The 24,547-nt window shown below is 64.6% G+C and carries 21 protein-coding genes; 18 read left to right on the top strand and 3 right to left on the bottom strand.

What is annotated here, in order from left to right:
- Positions 1 to 129 precede the first annotated feature (129 nt).
- From AC0L2J_RS01120 to AC0L2J_RS01165, 10 genes are all read left to right on the top strand, one after another.
- The gene (locus AC0L2J_RS01120) at positions 130 to 2,487 is read left to right on the top strand and encodes a caspase family protein (RefSeq protein ID WP_473386654.1); all 2,358 of its coding nucleotides are present in this window, start codon (positions 130 to 132) and stop codon (positions 2,485 to 2,487) included.
- A gap of 170 nt (positions 2,488 to 2,657) precedes the next feature.
- Positions 2,658 to 3,764 carry an efflux RND transporter periplasmic adaptor subunit gene (locus AC0L2J_RS01125; protein ID WP_063993524.1) on the top strand — a complete coding sequence of 369 codons (1,107 nt, stop codon included), beginning with the start codon at positions 2,658 to 2,660 and terminating at the stop codon, positions 3,762 to 3,764.
- 181 nt (positions 3,765 to 3,945) lie between these two features.
- Positions 3,946 to 7,083, top strand: a complete 3,138-nt coding sequence (locus tag AC0L2J_RS01130) for an efflux RND transporter permease subunit (RefSeq protein WP_473386657.1) — start codon at positions 3,946 to 3,948, stop codon at positions 7,081 to 7,083.
- Positions 7,084 to 7,118: 35 nt separating this feature from the next.
- Positions 7,119 to 7,718 (top strand): TetR/AcrR family transcriptional regulator, encoded by a 600-nt coding sequence (locus AC0L2J_RS01135; protein WP_007606969.1) that lies wholly within the window; start codon positions 7,119 to 7,121, stop codon positions 7,716 to 7,718.
- 140 nt (positions 7,719 to 7,858) lie between these two features.
- Positions 7,859 to 8,482, top strand: a complete 624-nt coding sequence (locus AC0L2J_RS01140) for a flavin reductase family protein (protein WP_027516354.1) — start codon at positions 7,859 to 7,861, stop codon at positions 8,480 to 8,482.
- Between the two features lie 299 nt (positions 8,483 to 8,781).
- A complete protein-coding gene (locus AC0L2J_RS01145; protein WP_473386659.1) occupies positions 8,782 to 11,049 on the top strand; it encodes an acyl-CoA dehydrogenase in 2,268 nt (755 codons plus the stop codon).
- Positions 11,049 to 12,332, top strand: a complete 1,284-nt coding sequence (locus AC0L2J_RS01150) for an acetyl-CoA C-acetyltransferase (RefSeq protein ID WP_473386661.1) — start codon at positions 11,049 to 11,051, stop codon at positions 12,330 to 12,332. The genes AC0L2J_RS01145 and AC0L2J_RS01150 overlap by 1 nt, the downstream gene beginning before the upstream one ends.
- Positions 12,333 to 12,334: 2 nt before the next feature.
- Complete coding sequence (locus AC0L2J_RS01155; RefSeq protein ID WP_473386662.1) at positions 12,335 to 14,431, top strand: 3-hydroxyacyl-CoA dehydrogenase NAD-binding domain-containing protein; 2,097 nt, start codon at positions 12,335 to 12,337, stop codon at positions 14,429 to 14,431.
- Positions 14,432 to 14,482: 51 nt separating this feature from the next.
- Positions 14,483 to 14,893: an acyl-CoA thioesterase gene (locus AC0L2J_RS01160; protein ID WP_007606978.1), complete on the top strand. Its 411-nt coding sequence runs from the start codon at positions 14,483 to 14,485 to the stop codon at positions 14,891 to 14,893.
- Positions 14,894 to 15,109: 216 nt separating this feature from the next.
- Positions 15,110 to 15,301 (top strand): hypothetical protein, encoded by a 192-nt coding sequence (locus AC0L2J_RS01165; protein WP_007606979.1) that lies wholly within the window; start codon positions 15,110 to 15,112, stop codon positions 15,299 to 15,301.
- Positions 15,302 to 15,483: 182 nt separating this feature from the next.
- Here the strand turns inward: AC0L2J_RS01165 and AC0L2J_RS01170 are convergent, their stop codons facing one another.
- Entirely contained in the window at positions 15,484 to 15,960 is a 477-nt protein-coding gene (locus AC0L2J_RS01170; RefSeq protein WP_007606980.1) for a nuclear transport factor 2 family protein, read from the bottom strand.
- 154 nt (positions 15,961 to 16,114) lie between these two features.
- On the opposite strand from AC0L2J_RS01170, the gene AC0L2J_RS01175 reads away from it, so the two are divergent.
- Positions 16,115 to 16,789, top strand: coding sequence for an HAD family hydrolase (locus AC0L2J_RS01175; RefSeq protein ID WP_473386664.1), 675 nt, complete (start codon positions 16,115 to 16,117; stop codon positions 16,787 to 16,789).
- 91 nt (positions 16,790 to 16,880) lie between these two features.
- The gene (locus AC0L2J_RS01180) at positions 16,881 to 17,726 is read left to right on the top strand and encodes a DeoR/GlpR family DNA-binding transcription regulator (protein ID WP_473386665.1); all 846 of its coding nucleotides are present in this window, start codon (positions 16,881 to 16,883) and stop codon (positions 17,724 to 17,726) included.
- A gap of 2 nt (positions 17,727 to 17,728) precedes the next feature.
- On the opposite strand, the gene AC0L2J_RS01185 is transcribed toward AC0L2J_RS01180, so the two are convergent.
- Both AC0L2J_RS01185 and AC0L2J_RS01190 read right to left on the bottom strand, forming a co-directional pair.
- Positions 17,729 to 18,154 carry a PIN domain-containing protein gene (locus AC0L2J_RS01185; RefSeq protein ID WP_473386666.1) on the bottom strand — a complete coding sequence of 142 codons (426 nt, stop codon included), beginning with the start codon at positions 18,152 to 18,154 and terminating at the stop codon, positions 17,729 to 17,731.
- Complete coding sequence (locus tag AC0L2J_RS01190) at positions 18,151 to 18,423, bottom strand: type II toxin-antitoxin system Phd/YefM family antitoxin (RefSeq protein ID WP_473386668.1); 273 nt, start codon at positions 18,421 to 18,423, stop codon at positions 18,151 to 18,153. The genes AC0L2J_RS01185 and AC0L2J_RS01190 overlap by 4 nt, the downstream gene beginning before the upstream one ends.
- 231 nt (positions 18,424 to 18,654) lie before the next feature.
- Here AC0L2J_RS01190 and glpD point away from each other — a divergent pair, with 231 nt between their 5' ends.
- The 6 genes from glpD to AC0L2J_RS01220 are packed head-to-tail and all read left to right on the top strand — an operon-like array spanning position 18,655 to position 24,486.
- Entirely contained in the window at positions 18,655 to 20,205 is a 1,551-nt protein-coding gene (gene glpD / locus AC0L2J_RS01195; RefSeq protein ID WP_473386670.1) for a glycerol-3-phosphate dehydrogenase, read from the top strand.
- Positions 20,202 to 21,341, top strand: a complete 1,140-nt coding sequence (locus tag AC0L2J_RS01200) for an ABC transporter ATP-binding protein (RefSeq protein WP_473386671.1) — start codon at positions 20,202 to 20,204, stop codon at positions 21,339 to 21,341. The genes glpD and AC0L2J_RS01200 overlap by 4 nt, the downstream gene beginning before the upstream one ends.
- A 12-nt stretch (positions 21,342 to 21,353) precedes the next feature.
- The gene (locus tag AC0L2J_RS01205; protein ID WP_473386673.1) at positions 21,354 to 22,439 is read left to right on the top strand and encodes an ABC transporter ATP-binding protein; all 1,086 of its coding nucleotides are present in this window, start codon (positions 21,354 to 21,356) and stop codon (positions 22,437 to 22,439) included.
- A complete protein-coding gene (locus AC0L2J_RS01210; RefSeq protein ID WP_007606992.1) occupies positions 22,439 to 23,341 on the top strand; it encodes a carbohydrate ABC transporter permease in 903 nt (300 codons plus the stop codon). Before AC0L2J_RS01205 ends, AC0L2J_RS01210 begins: the two co-directional genes overlap by 1 nt.
- Positions 23,341 to 24,147, top strand: a complete 807-nt coding sequence (locus AC0L2J_RS01215) for a carbohydrate ABC transporter permease (RefSeq protein WP_007606994.1) — start codon at positions 23,341 to 23,343, stop codon at positions 24,145 to 24,147. The genes AC0L2J_RS01210 and AC0L2J_RS01215 overlap by 1 nt, the downstream gene beginning before the upstream one ends.
- Before the next feature lie 9 nt (positions 24,148 to 24,156).
- Entirely contained in the window at positions 24,157 to 24,486 is a 330-nt protein-coding gene (locus AC0L2J_RS01220) for a DUF2160 domain-containing protein (protein ID WP_007606998.1), read from the top strand.
- Positions 24,487 to 24,547: the final 61 nt, after the last annotated feature.

Raw genomic sequence — 24,547 nt, forward strand, 5'->3', positions numbered from 1 at the left:
GCTCACATTTCTTCGGAGGGTCGTGTCGCCTTCTCAACCATTCGATGTTACGGTTCCAAATTGCCTGTCTGAGGGATTCCTTTTTTGATGTGGGCCGTGAGCACATTCGCGTCGGCGCTTTGCGCTCTGATGCTTTTGGCCCAACCGGCGCTGGCGGCGAAACGCGTTGCGCTCGTGATCGGTAATTCCACCTACCAGAACGTCGTCAAGCTCACGAACCCGTCCAACGATGCCGAGGCGATGGCGGCAACGTTGAAAGGCGCCGGCTTCGACGTGGTCGATCTCAGGCGCGACCTCAAGGCTGTCGAGATGCGGCGGGCGCTACGCGACTTCTCCGACCGCAGTCGCGACGCCGATATCGCGGTGCTCTATTTCGCCGGGCACGGCATCGAGATCGACGGCACCAACTACATCATCCCGACGGATGCGCTGCTGGAGCGCGATATCGACGCCTATGATGAGGCGATACCGCTCGACCGGCTGCTCACAGTGATCGAGCCCGCGAAGCGGCTGCGGCTGGTCATTCTCGACGCCTGCCGGGACAATCCTTTCAAGAAGAACATGAAGCGCACCGTGGTGTCGCGCTCGATCGAGCGCGGGCTCGCGCGGGTCGAGCCGGCCGGATCCAACACCCTGGTTGCCTTTGCCGCCAAGGCCGGCTCGACCGCGGCCGATGGCGACAGCAAGAACAGTCCGTTCACGACCGCGCTGATCAAGTATCTGCCGCGGCCCGGGCTCGATCTGCGCAAGGCGTTCGGCTTCGTGCGCGACGACGTGCTGAAGGCGACCAACAACAGGCAGGAGCCGTTCCTGTATGGCTCCCTCGGCGGTGAAGATCTTGCGCTCGTTGAGGCCGCAGCCCCGGCCAAGGATGCCGAACCCGAGATCCGCCGCGCCTACGAGTTGGCGCTTCAGATCAGCACGCCGGATGTATGGGCCTCCTTCATTGCGACCTATCCTCACAGCTTCTACTCCGAACTGGCCAAGGCGCAGCACCGCAAGCTGATGGAAGACGCCGCGCGGTCCGCGACCGCGCAGGAGCAGCTAAGGATCGCGGCCGACAAGGCTGCAGCGGCCAGGACTGCGGAAGCGGCCAGGGCCGCCGAACAGACGCGCCTTGCGGCCGAAAGGAAGAGGCGTGAGGATGCCGCCAGGGACGCGGAGGCGAAAGCAGCCGAGCAGAAGGCGGCGGAGGTCGAGCGCGCCCGGCAGATTGCCGAGGCAAAGGCGCAAGAGCAGGCCCGGCTCGCCGCCGATCTGGCTGCGAAGGCCAAGGCTGCGGAGGAAGCGAGGGTCGCCGAGCAAGCGCGTCTCATAGCCAGCAAGAAGGCGCGCGAGGAGGAGGCCGCAAAGGCGGCCGAGGCCAGGGCGGCCGAGCAGAAGGCCGCCGAGGGCGAGCGCGCGCGGCAGCTCGTCGAGGCGAAGGCGCAGGAACAGGCACGCCGCGTGGCTGAGCAGGCAGCAAAGGCCAAGGCGGCCGAAGAAGCCAAGGCAGCCGAACAGGCGCGTCTTGCGGCAGAGAAGAGGGTGCGCGAGGACGCCGCCAAGGCTGCGGAGGTCAAGGCTGCAGAGGTCAAGGCTGCAGAGGTCAAGGCTGCGGAAGCCAGGGCTGCAGAAGCCAAGGCTGCAGAAGCCAAGGCCGCAGAGCAGAAGGCTGCCGAGGCTGAGCGCGCACGGCAGGTGGCTGCGGCAAAGGCGCAGGAGCAGGTGAGGCTCGCGGCCGAGCAGGCTGCGAAGGCGAAGGCATCCGAAGAAGCCAAGATTGCTGAAAGGGCGGCCGAACAGGCGCGCCTTGCGGCCGAGCAGCGGGCACGCGAAGAGGCTGCGGAGGCTCAGCGCAAGCTTGCGGAGCAGGCGAAGCCTGGCACGGACGACGGCAAGGCGCGCGATCCGAAGGCCGCGACCCAGCTCGCTGCTTTGTCTCCCGATCTCGAGAGTGCAGCCAAGCCGGCACAGCAGGCTGCGTCCGATATTCCTCGCCTGCTGCAAGGCGAACTGCGCCGGGTCGGCTGCCTGAAAGGCGAGATCAGCAGCTCCTGGAATGAGGCAGCGCAAAAGTCACTCCAGCTTTTCAACAAGAACGCCGGCACGAAATTCGATGTGAAGCTTGCGAGCGTCGATGCGCTGGAGTCCATTCGCGTGCGTCCTGCACGGGTTTGCCCGCTGATCTGCGAGCATGGCTTCCGGCCGAGCGGCGAGGACTGCGTCAGGATCAGTTGCGAGGCCAATTACGAGCTCGGCGACGACAACACCTGCGAGCGCGTCCGGCCGAAGCGCCCGGCGCGGCGCGAGGCCCCGCCTGTCGCCGCAAAACCACCCGCCGAACGCCCCGCTGCGACCGAGCCGGCGCCGTCAGGCACGCCCGGGCAGAAGCGCAGTGTGAAGGAAGTCGAAGCGCTCTGGGCGAAATGCTCCAACAATGGCCACACCGGGCGGAATAACCGGACTTTCAGCCGGGTGAATGCCTGCGTCATGCGGGGCATGTGATCCCGGCCACGCTGGCCAGCCTGGTTTTGCGAATTTTGGGTGTCAGCTGCTGCGCAAATTGCGGCTTCATCAGCTCTTAACGATCACGCTTTCCTGATGACTGACGAATATTGACTTTCATCAGTGATTAGTCGACATTCCTCTCATTGCAGCCGAGGGAGTGTCCTCCGATGTTCGTCCGATCCGTTTTGTCCAGCTATTCGAGGCTCTTGGCGGGTATTTCGCTGGCGCTGATGGCTGCCGCCCTCGCGGGGTGCAATGACACCGTCGCTGAAAAGGCCGAGCCGCCGCGGCCGGTTCTCGTCGCCACCGCCCATTATGATGCCGAAAAGCCCGAGCGCAGCTTCGTCGGCACCATCAGGCCGCGGATCGAGAGCGATCTGGGCTTTCGGGTTGCCGGCAAGGTCGCCAAGCGTCTGGTCGAAGTCGGCCAGACCGTCGAGATCGGCCAGCCGCTCGCGGTCCTCGATGAGGTCGATCTGAAGCTCCAGGCCGAGCAAGCCGTTGCCGAGCAGACCGCTGCGACCGGCGTGCTGGCCCAGGCCGCCGCCGCCGAGCAGCGCGCCAAGGATTTGAAGGCCAAGGGCTGGACCACCGACGCGCAGCTGGATTCGAGCCGCGCCGCCGCCGACGAGGCCCGCGCCCGCCTGAACCGGGCCGAGCGCTCGGTTGAACTGACCAACAATTCCCTTTCCTACGCGACGCTCAACGCCGACGCCCGTGGCGTCGTCACCGCAACGCTGATCGAGCCCGGCCAGGTGGTTGCCGCAGGCCAGACCTCGATCCGTGTCGCCCGCTTTGCCGAAAAGGAAGCGGTCGTCGCGATCCCTGAGACGCTGGTCGGACGTGCCAAATCGGGCGCCGCCAGCGTCACTCTTTGGTCGGAGCCGGGCAAGAAATATACGGCCAGGCTGCGCGAGATCGCGCCAACCGCGGATCCTGCGACGCGCACTTATCTCGCCAAGTTTTCGCTGCCCGAGGCCGACGACAAGGTCTCGCTCGGCATGACTGCGACGCTGACGCTGTCGGACGCTGCGACCGAGCGCGTCGCGCGGCTGCCGCTGTCGGCGCTGTTCAACGAAGGCGGCAAGCCGTCCTTCTACGTCGTCGACGACAACGGCGCGGTCACGCTGAAGCCGGTCGTGGTGAAGTCCTATGAGAGCAACGACGTCGTCATCGCCGGTGGCGTGGAAGAGGGCGCCAAGATCGTCGCCCTCGGTGTGCAGAAGCTCGATCCGGGCCAGAGGGTGCGGATCGTCTCGTCACTGTCCTTTTAGGTCTCGCTTACGAGCTACGTCGTGTGAGGTGAGTTTCGGCCCAAGCGCAAATGCTTTGGCTGAAGCGGCGAAGCGATCCAGAACCTGCCCAGCCCCCTGGATTGCTTCGCTGCCTCGCGACGACGCGTTGAACAGAGTGGCTGTAGTTTTTTTTGTAACCGGATCATCTTTGGAGAGTGCGATGAAGCGCTTCAATCTTTCGGCCTGGGCCGTCAGCCATCCGACGCTGATCCTGTTCCTGATGCTCATACTCGGCGTCGCCGGGTTCTTCTCCTATCAGAAGCTCGGACGTGCCGAGGATCCGTTCTTCACGGTGAAGGTGGTCAACGTCTCCGTGCTATGGCCGGGCGCGACCGCGCAGGAAATGCAGGCGCAGGTCGCCGATCCCATCGAGAAGAAAATCCAGGAGCTGCCTTATTTCGAGAAGGTGCAGACCTATTCCAAGCCCGGCTTCACCGCGCTGCAGGTCACCTTCCGCGACTCCACGCCCCCGAAGGACGTGCCGTATCTCTTTTATCTGCTGCGCAAGAAGCTGGCCGACGTGCAGGGCCAGTTGCCTGCGGGGATTCTGGGACCCGTCGTCAACGACGAGTTCTCCGACGTCGATTCCATCCTCTACATGATGACCGGCGACGGCGCCGACTACGCCCAACTCAAGAAGGTCTCGGAGGGCTTCCGGCAGCGCCTTCTGAAGGTGCCGGGCGTGACCAAGGTTGACGTCTACGGCAACCAGGATGAGCGCATCTTCGTCGAGTTCAGCCATGCGAAGCTCGCCACGCTCGGCATCACGCCGCAGGCGCTGTTCGATTCGCTCGCCAAGCAGAACAACGTGACGCCGGCCGGCACGGTCGAGACTTCGTCGCAGCGGGTGCCGCTGCGCGTGACCGGTGCGCTCGACGGCGCCAAGGCCGTCGCCGAAACCCCGGTCGAGAGCAACGGTCGCGTGTTCCGCCTCGGCGACATCGCCACCGTCACCCATGGCTATGTCGACCCGCCGAGCTTCATCGTGCGCCAGGAAGGCAAGGCCGCGATCGGCATCGGCGTCGTCACCGCCAAGGGCGCCAACATCCTCGATCTCGGCAAGGAGGTCGAGAAGGCGACGGCTGAATTCATGAAGGCGGTGCCGCAGGGCGTCGACGTCAAGCTGATCGCCGACCAGCCCAAGGTGGTCGAGCACGCCGTCAGCGAGTTTGTGCACTCCTTCATGGAAGCCCTCGTCATTGTGCTGTTCGTGTCGTTCCTGGCGCTGGGCTGGCGTACCGGCATCGTGGTCGCGCTGTCGGTGCCTCTGGTGCTCGGCATCGTCTTCGTCGTCATGAACACGATGTCGCTCGACCTGCACCGCATCACGCTCGGTGCGCTGATCATCGCGCTCGGCCTCTTGGTGGATGACGCCATCATCGCCGTCGAGATGATGGTGGTGAAAATGGAGCAGGGCTGGGACCGCATGCGTGCGGCGTCCTTTGCCTGGGAATCAACTGCGTTTCCGATGCTCACGGGAACGCTGGTCACGGCCGCTGGCTTCCTCCCCATCGGCTTTGCCAATTCCGCGGTCGGCGAATATGCCGGCAGCATCTTCTGGATCGTGGCGATCGCGCTGGTCGCGTCCTGGTTCGTGGCGGTGATCTTCACGCCCTATATCGGCGTCATGCTGCTGCCCAACATCAAGGTGCACCACAATCACGATCCGCACGCGGTCTACGAGACCCGCATGTATCGGGGCCTGCGCGCCATCGTGCAGTGGTGCGTCAACCACCGCATCACCGTGGTGGCCGCGACCGTCGGCGTCTTCATCGCCTCGATCGTCGGCTTCGGCCACGTCCAGCAGCAGTTCTTCCCGCTGTCCGAGCGCCCGGAGCTGTTCCTCCAGCTGCGCCTGCCCGAGGGTACCGCCTTCAACGTCACGGAAAAGGCGGTGAAGAAGGCCGAGACCATGCTCAAGGACGACAAGGACATCGAGACCTACACGGCCTATGTCGGGCAGGGTTCGCCGCGCTTCTGGCTCGGCCTCAATCCGCAGCTTCCGAACGAGGCGTTTGCCGAAATCGTCATCGTCGCAAAGGGCGTCGAGGCGCGCGAGCGCATCAAGGCCAAGCTTGAAAACGCCGTTGCCGACGGCGCGCTCAACGAGGCCCGCGTGCGCGTCGACCGCTTCAATTTCGGTCCTCCCGTTGGTTTTCCCGTGCAGTTTCGCGTCATCGGCCCCGACGCCAACAAGGTGCGCGAGATCGCCTATCAGGTCCGCGACGTCATGCGGCAGAACAAGAGCGTCAAGGACGTCCAGCTCGACTGGAACGAGCAGTCGCCTTACCTCAAGCTCGTCGTCGACCAGGACCGCGCCCGCGCCATGGGCCTGACCCCGCAGGACGTGTCGCAGGCGCTGTCGATGCTGATCTCGGGCTCACAGGTGACGACCGTGCGCGACGGCATCGAGAAGGTCGGCGTGGTCGCGCGCGCTGTCTCGTCCGAACGGCTCGACCTCGGCGCAGTCGGCGATCTCACCATCACCTCGCGTAACGGCGTGGCCGTGCCGCTGCAGCAGATCGCCAAGATCGAGTATGCCCACGAGGAGCCGATCATGTGGCGGCGTAACCGCGACATGGCGATCACCGTGCGCTCCGACGTCGTCGACGGCGTGCAGGCGCCCGACGTCACCGGCCAGATCGCGCCGAAGCTGAAGGCTATCAAGGACAACCTCGAGCCGGCCTACCGCATCGAGGCGGGCGGCGCGTTCGAGGAATCCGCCAAGGGCAACGCCTCGATCTTCATTCTCTTCCCGCTGATGGTCATGGTGATGCTGACGCTGCTGATGTTCCAGCTGCAGAGCTTCTCGCGCCTGATCCTGGTGTTCCTGACCGCGCCGCTCGGCATCGTCGGCGCCTCCTTCGGGCTCAATATCGCCAACGCGCCGTTCGGCTTCGTGGCGCTGCTCGGCCTGATCGCGCTCGCCGGCATGATCATGCGCAACGCGGTCATCCTGGTCGATCAGATCGAGACCGACGTCTCGCACGGCCTGACCCGCCGCGAGGCGATCGTCGAGGCCACCGTCCGCCGCGCCCGTCCGGTGGTGCTGACGGCGCTTGCCGCCATCCTCGCCATGATCCCGCTGTCGCGCTCGGCGTTCTGGGGCCCGATGGCCATCACCATCATGGGCGGATTGTTCGTTGCGACCTTCCTGACGCTGCTGTACCTGCCGGGTCTCTACGCCCTCTGGTTCCGCAAGAGCCTGGATGAGGCGGGCACGCCCGAGCAGCCTGCCGCGCCGCAGCATGGGAGCGATGACCAGCACGCAATTCCGCTTGCTGAGGCGGCTGAATAAGTGAAGATAAACTGCTGATTGACGAGTCCTGACAGATGACATTGGTTTCGGAACATATCGAAGGCGACACCCGGGATCGTATTCTCGAGGTGGCCGAGCGGCTGTTCCGCCAGATCGGTTATCTCAAGACCACGGTCGGCGACATCGCCAAGGAGCTCAAGATGAGCCCCGCCAACGTCTATCGCTTCTTCGAATCGAAGAAGGCGATTCATCAGGCGGTGGCCCGTTCGCTGATGGGCGAGGTCGAGCTGGAAGCACAGCGGATCGTGGCCAGGCCGGGTCCGGTACTGCCGCGCTTCCGCGAACTGCTCACCACCATCCATCGCATGAACACCGAGCGCTATGTCGGCGATTCCAAATTGCACGAGATGGTCGAGATCGCGATGCAGGAGGACTGGGACGTCTGCGTCAACCACATGGAGTGCATTGGCGGGGTCGTCGGCCAGATGATCGCGCAAGGTGTGGCTTCCGGCGAGTTCGAGGCGCCGGACCTGCAACTGGCCGCGCTCTGCGCCTGCACCGCGATGATGCGGTTTTTCCACCCCCAGATGATCGCCCAGTGCGCTACCAAGCCGGGCCCGACCATCGACCAGATGATCGATTTCGTCATCGCGGGATTGTCCCCGCGGCACTGACGCGACGACGGGTTTCCTCCTATAAGCAGGCCGACGTAGCCCGGATGGAGCAAAGCGCAATCCGGGATGGTTGAGCGTTGTGCTGCGGCCCCGGATTACGCTTCGCTCCATCCGGGCTACAAGGACCAGGAAAAGCGCCCGTGACCGACAAAGACCTGCACTTCTACGAGCCCGCCAAGGGCCACGGCCTCAAGCACGATCCCTTCAACGCCATCGTCGCGCCGCGGCCGATCGGCTGGATTTCCTCGCGCGACACCAAGGGCCACGTCAACCTCGCGCCCTACAGCTTCTTCAACGCGTTCTGCTATGTCCCCCCGATCATCGGCTTCTCCTCCACGAACTGGAAGGACACGGTCGAGAACATCCAGCAGACCGGCGAGTTCGTCTGGAATCTCGCCACCATGGACCTGGCCAGGCACATGAACGCGACTGCGGCGCACGTCGGGCCTGAGGTCGACGAGTTCGAGGTTGCCGGCCTCACCGCCGTGCCCGGCAGGCTCGTCAACGTGCCGCGCGTCGGCGAGAGTCCCGTCGCCTTCGAATGCAAGGTGTCCGATATCGTCCGGCTCAAGGGCGCCGACGGCAAGGAGGCCAATGCCTGGCTGACGCTCGGCGAGGTCGTCGCCGTCCACATCGACAAGGCCATGATCAAGGACGGCGTCTACCAGACCGCCGCCGCCCGCCCGATTGTCCGCGCCGGCCGCAGCGGTGATTATTTCGAGATCAAGCCGGAAAACATGTTCGAGATGGTGCGGCCGGATTAGGCGCCTCTCTCTCCATCCCGTCATTCCGGGGCGCGCCGCTAGGCGCGAGCCCGGAATCCATTCATCGAGCAACGCTGGCGCACGATGGATTCCGGGCTCACGCTTCGCGTGCCCCGGAATGACGTGAGGACTGGCGCGGCCAGGCCCTCTCCCGGAACCGCCACCACGCCTCGGCCGTTATGGCCCTGGGCGGCCGCCCAGCCGCGTCAATTCGCGTCTTTTCGCAGGTGAAGTGTTCACCTCCGCCGGCCACTTTCCGCTAAAATGCCCCATCACCGCGCCGATGCATGAGGTCCGCCATGAGCTTCCGCCGTGACACCCTGACAAAGCCGATTTTCTCCTGGGCGCGCGGCGTGCTGCCGGCGATGTCGGACACCGAGCGCGAGGCGCTGGAGGCCGGCGACGTCTGGTGGGACGCCGATCTCTTCACCGGCAACCCTGATTGGTCGAAGCTGCTGAAGGTCCCGCAGGCAACGCTGACCGAAGAGGAGCGGGCCTTCCTCAACGGCCCCGTCGACGAGCTCTGCGCCATGCTCGACGAGTGGAAGATCTTTTGGGAATGGCGCGACCTGCCAGCCGATGTCTGGCACTTCATCAAGCGCGAAAAATTCTTCGGCATGATCATTCCGAAAGAGTTCGGCGGCCTCGGCTTCTCGCCCTATGCGCATTCGGAAGTGGTACGCAAGATCTCGACCCGCTCGATCGCCGCCGCGGTGACGGTGATGGTGCCGAACTCGTTGGGCCCGGGTGAGCTCCTGATGCACTTCGGCACGAAGGAGCAGCAGCAGCGCTGGCTGCCGCGACTTGCCGACGGCCGCGACATTCCCTGCTTCGGCCTCACCAGCCCCGAGGCCGGCTCTGATGCCGCCTCGATGGTCGACACCGGCATCATCTGCAAAGGCACCTTCGAGGGCCAGGAGGTGCTCGGCCTGAAGCTCAATTGGCACAAGCGCTACATCACGCTCGGTCCCGTCGCGACGCTGCTTGGCCTCGCCTTCAAGGCCTATGACCCCGATCATCTCGTCGGGAGCCAGGAAGAGCTCGGCATCAGCGTGGCGCTGATCCCGACCAACCTGCCCGGCGTCGAAATCGGCAAACGCCATCTGCCCTCGATGCAGGTGTTCCAGAACGGCCCGAATTGGGGCCGCGAGGTCTTCATTCCGCTCGACTACGTCATCGGCGGCCAGGCGCGGCTGGGGCAGGGCTGGAAGATGCTGATGACGGCGCTCGCCGCCGGCCGCGGCATCTCGTTGCCGTCGCTCTCCGCCGCCGGCGCCGCCTATGCCGCCCGCACCACCGGCGCCTATGCCCGCATCCGCGAGCAGTTCGGCATCTCCATCTCAAAATTCGAGGGCGTCGAGGAGCCGCTCGCCCGCATCGTCGCGACCGCCTATCAGCTCGACGCGGCGCGACGGCTCACTTGCGCCGCGCTGAATGCCGGCATCCATCCCGCCGTCATCTCCGGTATCATGAAGCTGCACGCGACCGAGCGGATGCGCACCGCGGTCGACGATGCCATGGACATTCATGGCGGCAAGGCCGTGATCGACGGTCCGCAAAACTATCTCGGCAATCTCCACCGCGCCGTCCCCGTCGGCATCACCGTCGAGGGCGCCAATATCCTCACCCGCAATCTCATCGTGTTCGGACAGGGCGCCATCCGCGCCCATCCCTATCTGCTCGACGAGATGAATGCGCTCGCGGATACCGATCGCGAGCGCGGGCTCACCGCCTTCGACAAGGCGTTCTGGAAGCATGTCGGCCACAGCTTCGAGACACTCTTGCGCGCGTTCGGCCGGAGCTGGAGCTTTGGTGTCTTCGCGCTCGCACCCGACGCCGGCGACGCCAGGCCATTCTATCGTCAACTCTCGCGCTACTCCGCGGCGTTTGCCCTCTGCGCCGATATGGCGCTGCTGACGCTCGGCGGCGCGCTCAAGCGCAAGGAGATGCTGTCGGCGCGCTTCGGCGACATCCTGTCCGAGCTGTATCTGCTCTCGGCCGCGCTGAAACGCTGGCAGGACGAGGGCCGGCAGAAGGAGGACTTTGCCGCGCTCGAATGGTGCATGGCGACGGGCTTCCGGACCATCGAGAACCGGCTTGCGGAAATTCTCGCCAATCTGCCGAACCGCTTCGTCGCAGGCATTCTCAAATTCGTGGTCCAGCCCTTCGGTGCCCGCGTGCTGGGTCCCTCCGACCGGGTCGTGCATCAATGCGCGAGCCTCGTGCTGGAGCCGTCGGCCGCGCGCGACCGCCTCACGCCCGATCTCGCTTATGTCGACGACCATGGCGGCTTCGCCCGGCTGGAGCGCGCGTTCAACCTGGTCGCAGGCACGGACGCCATCGCCAGGCGCATGCGCGCGGCTCATATGAGCGAATGGAAGGATGCGGTGGCCAAGGGCGTGATCACGCAGGCGGAGGGCGAGCAGCTGGCCGCGGCCCGCGAAGCCGTCACTGAAGTGATCGAGGTCGACGATTTTGCGCCGGAGGCGCTGTCGCCGATTTACAAGAAATCCGGCGACGTGCATCAGTTCTTCCAGGAACTCGGTGAACAGAGGGCGGCGAGCTGATGGCACGACCGGTTTTCATCGTCGACGGCAGCCGGACGCCGTTTTTGAAGGCGCGTTCGGGGCCGGGGCCGTTCACGCCGGTCGACCTCGCCGTGCAATGCGGCCGGCCGCTGCTGGCGCGCCAGCCGTTTTCGCCTGATACCTTCGACCAGGTCATCCTCGGCTGCGTCAACGTGATCGCGGACGAGATGAACCCTGCTCGCGTGGCCGCGCTTCGGCTCGGCATGGGCGAAGACATGGTCGCCTTCACCGTGCAGATCAATTGCGGCTCGGGCATGCAGTCGATCGACACCGCCTACCGCTACATCCGCGAGGGCCATGCCGACATGATCCTCGCCGGCGGCACCGAGGCCTTGAGCCACGCGCCGCTGGTCTGGCCCAATTCCGGCGTGCGCTGGTTCGCCGGCCTCGCCACCGCCAGGGGTGTCGCCGCGAAGCTTGCCGCAGCCTTCAAGCTGCGGCCGCGCTATCTCAAACCGATCATCGGCCTCGAGCGCGGGCTGACCGATCCCATTACCGACCTGAACATGGGCCAGACGGCCGAAGTCGTCGGCCATCTCTTCGGCATCACCCGTGCGCAGTCCGATGCCTATGCCGCCGAGAGCCATCGCCGGCTCGCGCAGGCGCAGGCACAAGGCTTTCTCAAGGGCGAAGTCGAAACCGCGTTCTCCCGTGACGGAAAATTCTTCGACCATGATGATGGCGTGCGTCCGGACTCGACGGCCGAGACGCTCGCAAAGCTGAGGCCGGTGTTCGAGCGTCCCTGGGGCCAGGTCACTGCCGGCAATTCCTCGCAGATCACCGACGGCGCGTCCTGGGTGATCCTGGCGTCTGACGAAGCGGTCGCCAGGCACAAGCTGACGCCGAAGGCCGTCATCGTCGACAGCAACTGGGCCGCACTTGATCCAAGCATCATGGGTCTCGGTCCCGTGATGTCGGCGACGCCGCTGCTGAAGCGCAACGATCTCACCATCCAGGACGTCGAGACCTGGGAGCTCAACGAAGCGTTCGCCACCCAGGTGCTCGGCTGCCTCGCCGCCTGGAATGACGACAAGTTCTGCCGCGAGATCTTGGGGCTGGACGGCGCGGCCGGTGAGATCGACCGCGCAAAACTCAATGTCGATGGCGGCGCTATCTCGCTCGGGCATCCCGTCGGCACCTCCGGAAACCGCATCGTGCTGCATCTCGTCAATACGATGAAGCGGCTCGGCACGCGGCGCGGGGTTGCCACCGAATGCATTGGCGGCGGGCTCGGCGGCGCCATGCTGATCGAGGCGGTGTGATCATGGATTCCAAGATCATGACCGCGCTCGGCGACCGCGTGCTGGAGCTCGGGCCCAAGCCCGCTGCCGATGGTCCCTACAAGCACTTCAAGCTGACGCGCGACGCCGACGGCGTTGCCTGGCTGCTGTTCGATCGCGCTGACGCTAGCGCCAATACGCTATCCTCGGACGTGATGGAGGAGTTCGACGCCGTGCTTGCGGCGATCGAGACCGAGCGTCCTGCCGGCCTCGTGATCCGCTCCGCAAAGCCGTCCGGCTTCATCGCGGGCGCCGACGTCAACGAATTTCGCGGCGCCGATGATGCCGGGATGGTGGAGACGCGGATCCGCGCCGCCCATGCCGTGGTCGACCATCTGGAAGCGCTGAAGCTGCCGACGGTCGCGGTGATCCACGGCTTCTGCCTCGGCGGCGGGCTCGAAGTCGCGCTCGCCTGCCAATCGCGCATCGCGATCGACGGCGCGCGCTTCGGCTTCCCCGAGGTGATGCTGGGCCTGCATCCCGGGCTCGGCGGCACCGCGCGTTTCACAGCGCTGGTCAATCCGACCCAATCCATGGCCTTGATGTTGACCGGCCGCACCATCGATGCCCGCCGTGCCAAATCGCTCGGCCTCGTCGACACCGTGACGCAGGAACGCCACGTTCGCAATGCCGTCAAGGATGCGCTGTTCGGCCGCCTCAAGCGGGCGCGGCCGGGCTTTCTGACGCGTGCGGCTAATTTCGGCCCGGTGCGCGGGCTGCTGGCCAGGCGGATGCGCTCGGAGGCGGCGAAGGCCGCGTCGCGCGAGCATTATCCGGCGCCCTATGCCTTGATCGATCTCTGGGAGACCCATGGCGGCAGCAAGGCCGCGATGCTCAGGGCAGAGCAGGCATCGTTCGCCAAGCTGATGGTGACGCCGACCGCGCAGAATTTGATCCGCGTGTTCTTCCTGCGGGAGCAGATGAAGAAGGCGGCAGGCCCCGGCAACACGATCAAGCATGTCCACGTCATCGGCGCCGGCGCTATGGGCGGGGATATCGCGGCTTGGTGTGCCGGGCAGGGGCTGCGCGTCTCGCTCGCCGACATGAAGGCGGAGCCGATTGCGGGCGCGGTCAAGCGCGCCGCCGAGCTCTACGGCAAGATCATCCGCAAGCCGACCGAGGTGCGCGACGCGCTCGATCGCCTGATCCCGGACATGGACGGGGACGGCGTCCGCAACGCAGATCTCATCATCGAGGCGGTCCCGGAGAAGCTCGAGCTGAAGCAGAAGGTCTATGCCGGCCTCGAGCCGCGAATGAAGCCGGGCGCGATTCTCGCGACCAACACCTCGAGCATTCCGCTCCAGGATTTGCGCACCACATTGGCGCGCCCGGAGCGGCTGGTCGGCCTTCACTTCTTCAACCCGGTGTCGCGGTTGCAGCTGGTGGAAGTCGTCAGCCATGACGGTAACGATACGCAGGTGCTGAAGCAGGCACTCGCCTTCGTCGGCGCGATCGATCGGCTGCCGTTGTCGGTGAAGAGCTCGCCGGGCTTCCTCGTCAACCGCGCGCTGACGCCTTACATGCTGGAAGCGATGGTGATGCTGGACGAGAAGATCGACCAGCGCCTGATCGACGCCGCCGCGGAGCAGTTCGGCATGCCGATGGGGCCGATCGAACTGGCCGACCAGGTCGGGCTCGACATTTGTCTCGATGTCGGCGACATGCTGCGCACCAAGTTCGGCGATCTGCTGCCGCCGACGCCGGCCTGGCTGCGCGAGAAGGTCGCCAAGGGCGAACTCGGCCGCAAGACCGGCAAGGGCTTTTATGTCTGGCGCGACGGCAAGGCCGAGAAGGCGCCGTTGCCCGAAACCGGTCCGCGCGTCACCGACCAGATGATCGACCGCCTGGTGCTGCCGATGTCCAACGTCTGCGTCGCGGCGCTTCGCGAGGGCATCGTGGGTGATGCCGACATGGCCGACGGCGCCATGATCTTCGGCACCGGTTATGCACCATTCCGCGGCGGCCCGTTGAACTATGCGCGCACGCGTGGCGTGGATCATGTTGTATCCACCTTGCGCGCGCTGGCCGGGAGATTCGGCGAGCGCTTTGCACCGGATCCGGGCTGGGACAATTTCAAGTGAGCAGCTTCAAGTGCGCAATTTTCAAGTGAGCAATCTTCAAGCGAGAGCGGCATGAACGAGCAAGCCAATGCCGGGCCGAGCGGCGATCTCTGCATCCGCACGCTGGCGATGCCTGCCGACACCAACGCAAACGGCGACATCTTCGGGGGCTGGCTGCTCAGCCAGATGGACGTCGGCGGCGGCGTGTTTGCGTCAAAGGTCGCAAAGTCGCGCACGGTGACCGTCGCCATCGAGGCGATGAATTTCCGCAAGGCCGTCTATGTCGGCGATCTCGTTTCGGTTCACGCCAACCTCGTTCGCGTCGGGCGCACCTCCATCACCGTGCATCTGGAAGCGTGGGCGCTGCGCCGCGGCGAGCAGCAACCGTTCCTCGTCACCGACGGCAACTTCACCTACGTGTCGATCGACGAGCACGGTCGTCCGCAACCGGTTCGCCCGACCGACACTGCGATCGCGACCTAATCGCGCGCGGCGTTGCGTCTCAGCTCGCGTGCGGCGCGGCCAAACGCGGCGCGACTGAGTCACGGCGCCGCGGCTTTGCCAAGAACCAGTCATAAAACGGATGAGGTCCCAGCGTACTACATCGCGTGTCGATTCGGGGTGGAAACCGGCTGATTTGCCCGAGGAACTTTCGGGCGGCGATCCGGTTATTTGCCCGCACTGAGGAATCTACGGGCCATGCCGGACAGCTACATCATCGAAGTTAATTCAGAGACCGCGGGAATCGTTGTTCGTGGCCAGGGCGGTTATTGCTTTTTCGCATCGTCCCACCAATTCAACCGTCTCGAAGGCCAGCTCTTCCGCAACGCCCGCGAAGCCGAGCGCGCCGCGCGCAAGCTGCTTAACGGTGATGTGAAGGAAGCGGCGTAGTAGCCGCGAACACCGTTATCCCTTCTCCCCTTGTGGGAGAAGGTGGCGCGCAGCGCCGGATGAGGGGTTGTTTCAGAAAATTCAACTGTGAGAGGTTCACTCGCTGAGAGAGACCCCTCACCCGTCTCGCCGCTGCGCGGCGAGCCACCCTCTCCCGCAAGGGGAGAGGGTAAGAACTCGAATCACAACTTCGTCGCAGACCGCGAGAGCAGCTTCCAATCGTCGCCCTGCTTCTGCCAGTTCATCAGGATGTGAAGGTTGGTCGGCACTTTTTTCCCATCGGCCGCCATCTCCTGTTCCGCTACCCAGTGGAAACGCACGATCGCGGCGGGGCCGACGACCTTGATGGTCGGGTCCTTGTACTCGATCGACAGGAATTTGGATTTGCCGTCGGTGGCGTTGGCGACGAAGGTCGCCTTGTCCTCGACCTTGCCGCTGGAATGGCTGTAGCTCACCTCGTCGGCGCAGAGGGCGCCGAGCGCCTTGGGATCGGCCGCGATCTGGGCGAGACGGAACGCCTCGACCTTCTTCGCCACGGCTTCCTCGTCCGCCGAGGCCGCCAGCACCGGCGTCGTGAGCGCTGAAACTGCAAGAGTGGAGACGGCAAGAGCTGGGACTGCAAGAGTCGAGAGAGCCAGATCGCGTCGGTTGATCGTCATCGTTTCCTCCTTTTTGATCTTGCACGGAGTGTTGCAGCCACGTGCGACTTTGTCGAGTGTCGCGTATTGGTCATGCACGTGCGTCATTGCGCGATTGGCGCTGTATTGATACGGCTTTCGTATTGATGCGTCATATATTCGGGAAAGTACGGACATGATTGAGGCTATCGGCAGGGCGTTGCTGTTCGACATCGACGGTACGCTCGCCAACACCGATCCGCTGCACCTGAAGGCCTTCAATCAGGTGCTCGGCCCGCGCGGCCATGTCTTCGATCACGCGCGCTTCTCCCGAGAGCTGCAAGGCTTCGCGAATGTATCGATCGGCGAGCGCTTTCTGCCCGACGAGGCGCCCGAACGGCGTGCCATGATCCTCGATGAGAAGGAGGAAGTCTTCCGCACACTTGTCGCCGGGCAGATCGAGCCGCTGCCGGGCCTGATGGCGCTGCTCGACAGGGCGGATGCGACCGGTATTCCCATGGTGGCTGTGACCAACGCCCCGCGACTCAATGCGGAGCTGCTGCTGTCCGGCCTCGGCATCACGCACCGCTTCAGGGCGCTCGTGATCGGTGCCGAGCTGTTGCACGGCAAGCCGCATCCGCTGCCTTATCAGGAAGGGTTGCGCTTTGCCGGCGCCAGCGCGATGGCCTCGATCGCGTTCGAGGACTCCCGCACCGGTGTGCAATCGGCCGCAGCGGCCGGTATTCCGACAATTGGCATCCGGACCAGCCTCAGCCATGCTGATCTCGTCGCCGCCGGGGCTATCGCTTCCGCCAGCGCCTTCGACGATCCGGACCTGCTCGCGCGCCTCGCTGCCGCAATGGCGTGGTGAGGACCTTCGTCCGTTAACCGTGATCGGCGCGCGCATTGACCGAACGCGCGAACCGCCGCACCATGCAGCTTCCTGACTTGAGGCCATCGCCGTGACCGGACTGACCCATCGCCAAGCCGAAATCCTCAACATCGCGCGCGCTTCGGGCCGCGTCATGGTCGAGGAGCTGGCGCGCCGGTTCGAGGTCTCGGCGCAGACCATCCGCAAGGATCTCAACGATCTCTGCGAGCGGAGATCGCTGACCCGCATCCATGGTGGCGCGATCATTGCTTCCGGCGTGGAAAATCTCGCCTACGAGGCGCGGCGCTTCGTTGCCGCTGACGAGAAGAAGGCGATTGGAGCCGCGGCCGCCTCGCTGATCCCGAACGGCTGCTCGCTCTTCATCAACATCGGCACCACGACCGAGGAGGTGGCGAGCGCGCTGACCTCGCACGAGGACCTCCTCGTCATCACCAACAATCTGAACGTCGCCATGCTGCTGTACCGCCATCCTCGCATCGAGGTGGTGGTCGCCGGCGGCACGGTACGACGCGCCGACGGCGCCGTGGTCGGCTCGACCGCGACGCAGCTCATCGGCCAGTTCAAGGTCGACTACGCCATCATCGGCGCGTCAGCGATCGACGAGGAGGGCGCGCTGCTCGACTTCGACTATCGCGAGGTGCAGGTGGCGCAGGCCATCATCGCCAATGCCCGCAGCGTCATGCTGGTCGCCGATTCCACAAAACTCCGGCGCAGCGCGCCGGTGCGCATCGCCCATATCAGCCAGATCCAGACCTTCGTCACCGACCAGGAATTGCCCGAGCGCCTCGCCACCATCTGCCACGGCAAGGGCATCGAGGTGATGGCGGCGATGCCGAAGGGAGCCGATGTTGATGAGGCTCAGGCCGATGTCCAGGATGCAGCCCCCGATTCGGCGCCGGTGGTGCGGCTGAGGTAGGACTACGGGTTGTCCCACGGGTTGAGCAGCGGTACGCCGAATACCGCAAAATCCTTCACATTGCGCGTGACGAGCATGAGGTTGTGTGCGAGCGCGGTCGCGGCAAAGAAGCCGTCCATGACAGACAAGGCGACGCCGCTCCTGCGGCTCTGAGCCATCAGGTCACCCCAGCGTTCCGCCACCGCGTGGTCGATCGACAGGGTGCGCCCGGCAAAACGCTCCGGCAGATCGTGGGCAAGCCAGGCGGCCAGTGCTGCGCGCCGACGGCCGTCCTCCAGCAATGCGATGCCGCGGCGAAGCTCGGCGATCGATGCCACGCTGATGAACGCACGATCCTCGTCGATCGTATCAAGCCATGACAAGACTTTCGGCGAAGGGGCCGGCCTCTGGACCTCCGACAATACGTTGGTGTCGAGCAGCAGATTCACGGCGTCTCGTCGTGCGGCGCGTCGTGCACGCGGTCAAGCTCGAGATCGGCGCTGCTCAGCGGCGAAGCCAGCAGGAATTCGGCTAGGGTACCTTTGCGCGCCGTCTTGCGCGCCCATTCCTCGGCGGAAACGATCACCGCATTGGGCTTGCCGTGTCGGGTGATGATTTGCGGGCCGGCTTGGGCACGCTCGATCACCTCGGAGAGCCGGGCCTTGGCGTGGGCAAGCGTCCACGAGTCAGTCGCTGGTGCAGTGCTGTGTTCTGTCATGCAGATAAAAGACCAATATGACTATTGTAACTAATAATGATCGTCAACGACTTTTCAAGAGCAATAATGCTGCTCGTATCCCTCCTGACCTGCCCATTTTGCCGCCCATGTGCCCACTCAAAAGTTCCGCTTTCACTTCCTTTCTCCCCTCTTTCATCTTGCTTTCGTTTTTTGGTGTGATCTAATCAAAAACGAAAGTAACCGCTCGATTGAACGGGCGGTCGCCGGGGGATGCGTCTGTTGGAGCGTATTTTTGACCTCGCCATTATTGGAGGCGGTGTTAACGGCTGTGGCATCGCGCGCGACGCGGTGGGCCGCGGCAACACGGTTTTCCTGTGCGAAATGAACGATCTGGCGAGCGGGACCTCGTCCTGGTCGACCAAGCTGGTGCATGGCGGCCTGCGCTATCTCGAATATTACGAGTTTCGGCTGGTCCGCGAGGCGCTGATCGAGCGCGAGATTCTCTGGGGCATCGCGCCCCACATCATCCGCCCCCTGCGTTTCGTCTTGCCGCACCATGCGGGCTTAAGGCCTGCTTGGCTGCTGCGCCTCGGCCTCTTCCTCTATGACCACATCGGCGGCCGTCATCTGTTGCCGGCGACGCGCTCGGTCGACCTTGGGCGTGACGAGGTCGGCCGGCCGCTGATCCCCAACCGCTACGGCCGCGCATTCGAATATTCCGACTGCTTCGTCGACGATGCCCGTCTCGTCGTGCTCAACGCGCGCGATGCCGCCGACAAGGGCGCCGAGATCCGCACCCGCACGCGCGCAACGGATATCAAACAATCAGACGGCATCTGGACCGTCGGCATGATCGATACGCTGACAGGCGCGCGCTCGTCGATCCAGGCCCGTGCGCTGGTCAATGCCGGCGGGCCCTGGGTCGAGGATGTGCTCGGCCGCGGCGCCGGCGTCAACGCGAAAGCCAAGGTACGCCTGGTGCAGGGCTCGCACATCGTCGTGAAAAAACTCTATGACCACGACCGCGCCTACATGTTCCAGAATGCCGATGGCCGCATCATCTTCGTCATTCCCTATCAGGACGATTTTACGCTGATCGGCACCACCGACCGCGACTATGACGGCGATCCCGCCAAGGTGAAGGCGACGGCCGAGGAGATCCAGTATCTCTGCACGGCAGCAAGCGAATACCTGGCCAAGCCTGTCACGCCTGACGACGTGGTCTGGACCTATTCCGGCGTGCGTCCGCTCTACGACGACGGCGCCAGCGAAGCCAAGGCCGCGACGCGCGACTATGTGTTCGAGCTCGACACGCCCGGCGGCGTGCCGCTGCTGTCGATCTATGGCGGCAAGATCACGACCTACCGCCGTCTCGCCGAGGAGGCGCTGGAGCGGCTCGGGCCCTATCTTCGCAGTGCGAAAGCGCGCGAAGGCTGGACCGGCAAATGGCCGCTGCCCGGCGGCGACATGGGCGTGTCCGATGTCGACGGCCTGATCGCCGAGCTTCAGCGCGGCTATCCTTTCCTCAGCCATGAGCACGCGCGGCGCCTCGCACGCGCCTATGGCACGAGGGCGATCAAGCTGCTTGGGGATGCGAAATCGGCGGCCGATCTCGGCCGGGCCTTCGGTGCGACGCTGACCGAGCGCGAGGTCCGCTATCTCATGGCCAACGAATGGGCCGTCACCGCCGACGACGTCGTCTGGCGCCGTTCCAAGCTCGGCCTGCGACTAAGTGCCGACGAGATCGCGGCGCTTGACGACTGGATCAGGACCCACGCCGTGCAGCAAAGTCCCCTGCTGGAAGCGGGAGGACGCTCATGACCGTGACACTCGATCACGTGACCCGGACTGTCGACGGTATCCCACATATCCGCGACGTCTCGCTGACGCTCGAGAGCGGCACGCTCAACGTGCTGCTCGGGCCGACGCTGTCGGGCAAGACCTCGATCATGCGGCTGCTCGCTGGCCTCGACAAGCCGACATCGGGCAAGCTGCTGGTCAATGGCAAGGACGTCACCGGTGTCGACGTGCGCCAGCGCTCGGTCGCCATGGTCTATCAGCAGTTCATCAACTACCCCTCGCTGTCGGTCTACGAGAACATCGCTTCGCCCTTGCGCGTGCAGGGCAAGCCGCGCGCCGAGATCGAGGCGCGGGTCGCGGAAGCCGCCCGGCTGCTCCGGCTCGAGCCGTTCCTGAAGCGCACACCGCTCCAGCTTTCCGGCGGCCAGCAGCAGCGAACCGCGATGGCGCGCGCGCTGGTGAAGGGCGCCGACCTCGTGCTGCTCGATGAGCCGCTCGCCAATCTCGACTACAAGCTGCGCGAGGAGCTGCGCACCGAATTGCCGCGCATCTTCGAGGCGTCCGGCGCGATCTTCGTTTATGCCACCACCGAGCCGACCGAGGCGCTGCTGCTCGGCGGCAACACGGTGTGCATGTGGGAGGGGAAGGCGCTCCAGACCGGCGAGACGCCGAGCGTTTACCGGCGGCCGCAGACCTTGCGGGTCGCGCAGGTGTTCTCTGATCCGCCGCTCAATCTCGTCGGCATCGAGAAGAAGAACGGCTCCGTGCAATATGCGGGTGGCATTGCCGCGCCGGCGTCTGGTCTCTATTCCTCGCTCGCGGACGGCGCTTATCGCGTCGGATTTCGCGCCCATCAGCTCGCGCTTGCCAATGGCGAGACGGACCGCCACGCCTTCCATGCCACGGTAACGGTGACCGAGATCACCGGTTCGGAGAGTTTCGTGCATCTGACCCGCGACGGATCGAACTGGGTGGCCGTGCTGCATGGCGTGCACGAGTTCGAGCCCGGCCAGACGCTCGATGCCGTGCTCGATCCCAACGACGTCTTCGTTTTCGATGCGGCAGACCGTTTGGTCGCCGCTCCCGGTCCCATAGCGTTTTCAAGCGAAGTGCCGAGCGGTTCGCGTGAAGAAAACGCGTCAAAGAAAAAAGCCTGAGGGAGATGCGACATGGCCCGCATTGACCTCGTCGATCTCGCGCACTCCTACGGCGGCAATGACGCGCCGCAGGACACCTTTGCTCTCAAGCCTGTCACCATGACCTGGCGGCAGGGTGGCGCCTACGCGCTGCTCGGGCCGTCCGGCTGCGGCAAGACCACGCTGCTCAACGTCATCTCCGGCATCATCACGCCGTCGCGGGGAAAAATCCTGTTCGACGGCGAGGACATCACACCGCTGTCAACCCAGAAGCGCAACATCGCCCAGGTGTTCCAGTTTCCGGTGATCTACGACACCATGACGGTGGGGCAAAATTTGGCGTTCCCTTTGAAGAACCGCGGCGTGCCGAAGGCCGAGATCGACAAGCGCGTCGCCGAGATCGGCCGCCTGCTCGACCTCGAGCCCTATCTGAACCGCAAGGCGACGCGGCTCACCGCCGATGCAAAGCAGAAGATCTCGCTCGGCCGCGGCCTCGTCCGCTCCGACGTCGCCGCCGTGCTGTTCGACGAGCCGCTCACCGTGATCGACCCCGAGCTGAAATGGCAGCTCCGCTCCAAGCTCAAGGCGCTGCATCGCGAGCTCGACCTGACGATGATCTACGTCACCCACGACCAGACCGAAGCGCTGACCTTTGCCGACACCGTGGTGGTCATGCATGACGGCCGCGTGGTGCAGAGCGGCACGCCGGCCGAGCTGTTCGACAAGCCCGCGCACACCTTCGTCGGCTATTTCATCGGCTCGCCCGGCATGAACGTCCTGCCGGCCGAGGTGAGGGGCCGCGAGGCCAAGATCGGCGATCACGTGATCACGCTCAACCGCAGCTACGACAAGCTGCCTGATGGCGCGAAGATCGAGATCGGCGTCCGTCCGGAATTCGTTGAGGCCGTCGCGCCTGCGCCCGGCCTGCTCAGTGCGAAGATTGAACGCGTCGACGACCTCGGCCGTATCCGCTTCGCGCGCGCGCGCCTCGGTGACGCAAAACTCGCAGCGCGCGCGCCGGCCGGCTTCATCAGTCCGGACGGCACGGCCGGCCTGAAATTCGACCCGTCGCACGTCCACGTCTATGCCGACAGCCTTCTGGTGGAGGGAGCCGCCTGATGGACAAGACCGTCAACCAAAAAGCGTGGTTCCTGGTGCTGCCAGTGTTCCTGGTCGTCGCCTTCTCGGCGGTGCTGCCGTTGATGACGGTGGTGAACTATTCAATGCAAGACACCTTCGGCAACAACCAGTTCTTCTGGAATGGTGTCGGCTGGTTCAAGGAATTGCTCGATCCCTCGAGCGATCTCGGCGGCCGCTTCCTGGCCTCGCTCGGCCGCAATCTGTTCTTCTCGCTGGTGATCCTTGCAATTGAGGTGCCGCTCGGCATCGTCGTCGCGCTGTCGATGCCGCGCCAGGGTTGGACGGTCGCGGCCTGCCTCGTCATCCTCGCGTTGCCGCTGCTGATCCCGTGGAACGTGGTCGGCACGATCTGGCAGATCTTTGGCCGCCCCGACATCGGCCTGCTCGGCTATGTCCTCAATGCCATCGGCATCGACTACAATTACGTCTCCAACGACATCGACGCCTGGGTCACTGTCATCGTGATGGACGTCTGGCACTGGACCAGCCTGGTCGCGCTGCTCTGCTACGCCGGCCTGAAGTCGATTCCCGAAGCCTATTATCAGGCGGCGCAGATCGATGGCGCCTCGCGCTGGGCGGTGTTCAAGGCGATCCAGCTGCCGAAGATGAACCGCGTGCTGCTGATCGCCGTGCTGCTGCGTTTCATGGACAGTTTCATGATCTACACCGAGCCGTTCGTGGTGACGGGTGGCGGGCCCGGCAATTCGACGACCTTCGTGTCGATCGAACTGGTCAAGATCGCGCTGGGCCAGTTCGACCTCGGCAAGGCCGCCGCACTGTCGCTGGTCTACAACCTCATCATCCTGATCGTCTGCTGGATCTTCTACACCGTCATGACCAATGCCGGCGCCGAGCGGAAGCCGCAGGAAGGAGCCGCGTGATGCATTCGATCCCCGGCCGTCGCCTCATCATGGCGCTGTTCTTGATCTTCCTGCTGTTGCCGATCTACTGGCTCGTCAACATGAGCTTCAAGACCAATGCCGAGATCGTCTCGACGATGACGCTGTGGCCGCACGCCCCGACGCTCCAGCACTACAAGCGCATCTTCACCGACGAGAGCTGGTATTCCGGCTATATCAACTCGCTGGAATATGTCGTCCTCAACACCATCATCTCGATCTCGGTGGCGCTGCCGGCGGCCTACGCGTTCTCGCGCTACCGTTTCCTCGGCGACAAGCATCTGTTCTTCTGGCTGCTGTCGAACCGCATGGCGCCGGCCGCGGTCTATGCACTGCCGTTCTTCAACCTCTATTCGGCGATCGGGCTGTTCGATACGCCCTGGGCGGTCGCGCTGGCGCACTGCATCTTCAACGTCCCGCTGGCGGTGTGGATCCTGGAAGGCTTCGTCTCCGGCGTGCCGCGCGAGATCGACGAGACCGCCTTCCTCGACGGCTATTCCTTCCCGCGCTTCTTCATCAAGATCCTGGTGCCGCTGATTGCGAGCGGCATCGGCGTCGCCGCCTTCTTCTGTTTCATGTTCTCCTGGGTCGAGCTGCTACTCGCGCGCACGCTGACCTCGGTGCAGGCCAAGCCGATCGCGGCGATCATGACGCGCACGGTGTCGGCTGCGGGCATGGACTGGGGCCTGCTGGCTGCGGCCGGCGTGCTGACCATCATCCCGGGCGCGCTCGTGATCTGGTTCGTCCGCAATTATATCGCGAGCGGTTTCGCGCTCGGTCGGGTGTAGGGGGCATCAATGGAATGGATTGCATGGATGGCCTGGACGCCGCCGACCGCGATCTTCTTTGTCGCGCTCGCCTGCACGCTTGCCGTGATGACCTGGCTCGGGATGGCTTATCCCGAGGCCGAACGCGTCGGCGTGCTGCGCATCCCGACCACGCGCGGCGACCGCCTGTTCATCTCCCTGATCACGGCAGCGGTCATCCATCTGCTCTGGATCGCTTTCGCCGGCACTGACGCCCTCGCCACGCTGCCGATCGGCGAGGACGGAGTTGAAATTTCGCGGCTTTGGATCGCATCAGGAATTTCGTTGGCCACGGCCGTGCTCATTTTTCGCACGGTCTAGCCCGCGAAGGAACGGCCAGATCCGGGACCAACCCGGGTCTGTAAAAAGTTTGTCGCTGCAA

The organism is Bradyrhizobium sp. MV1.5, from assembly GCF_055807615.1.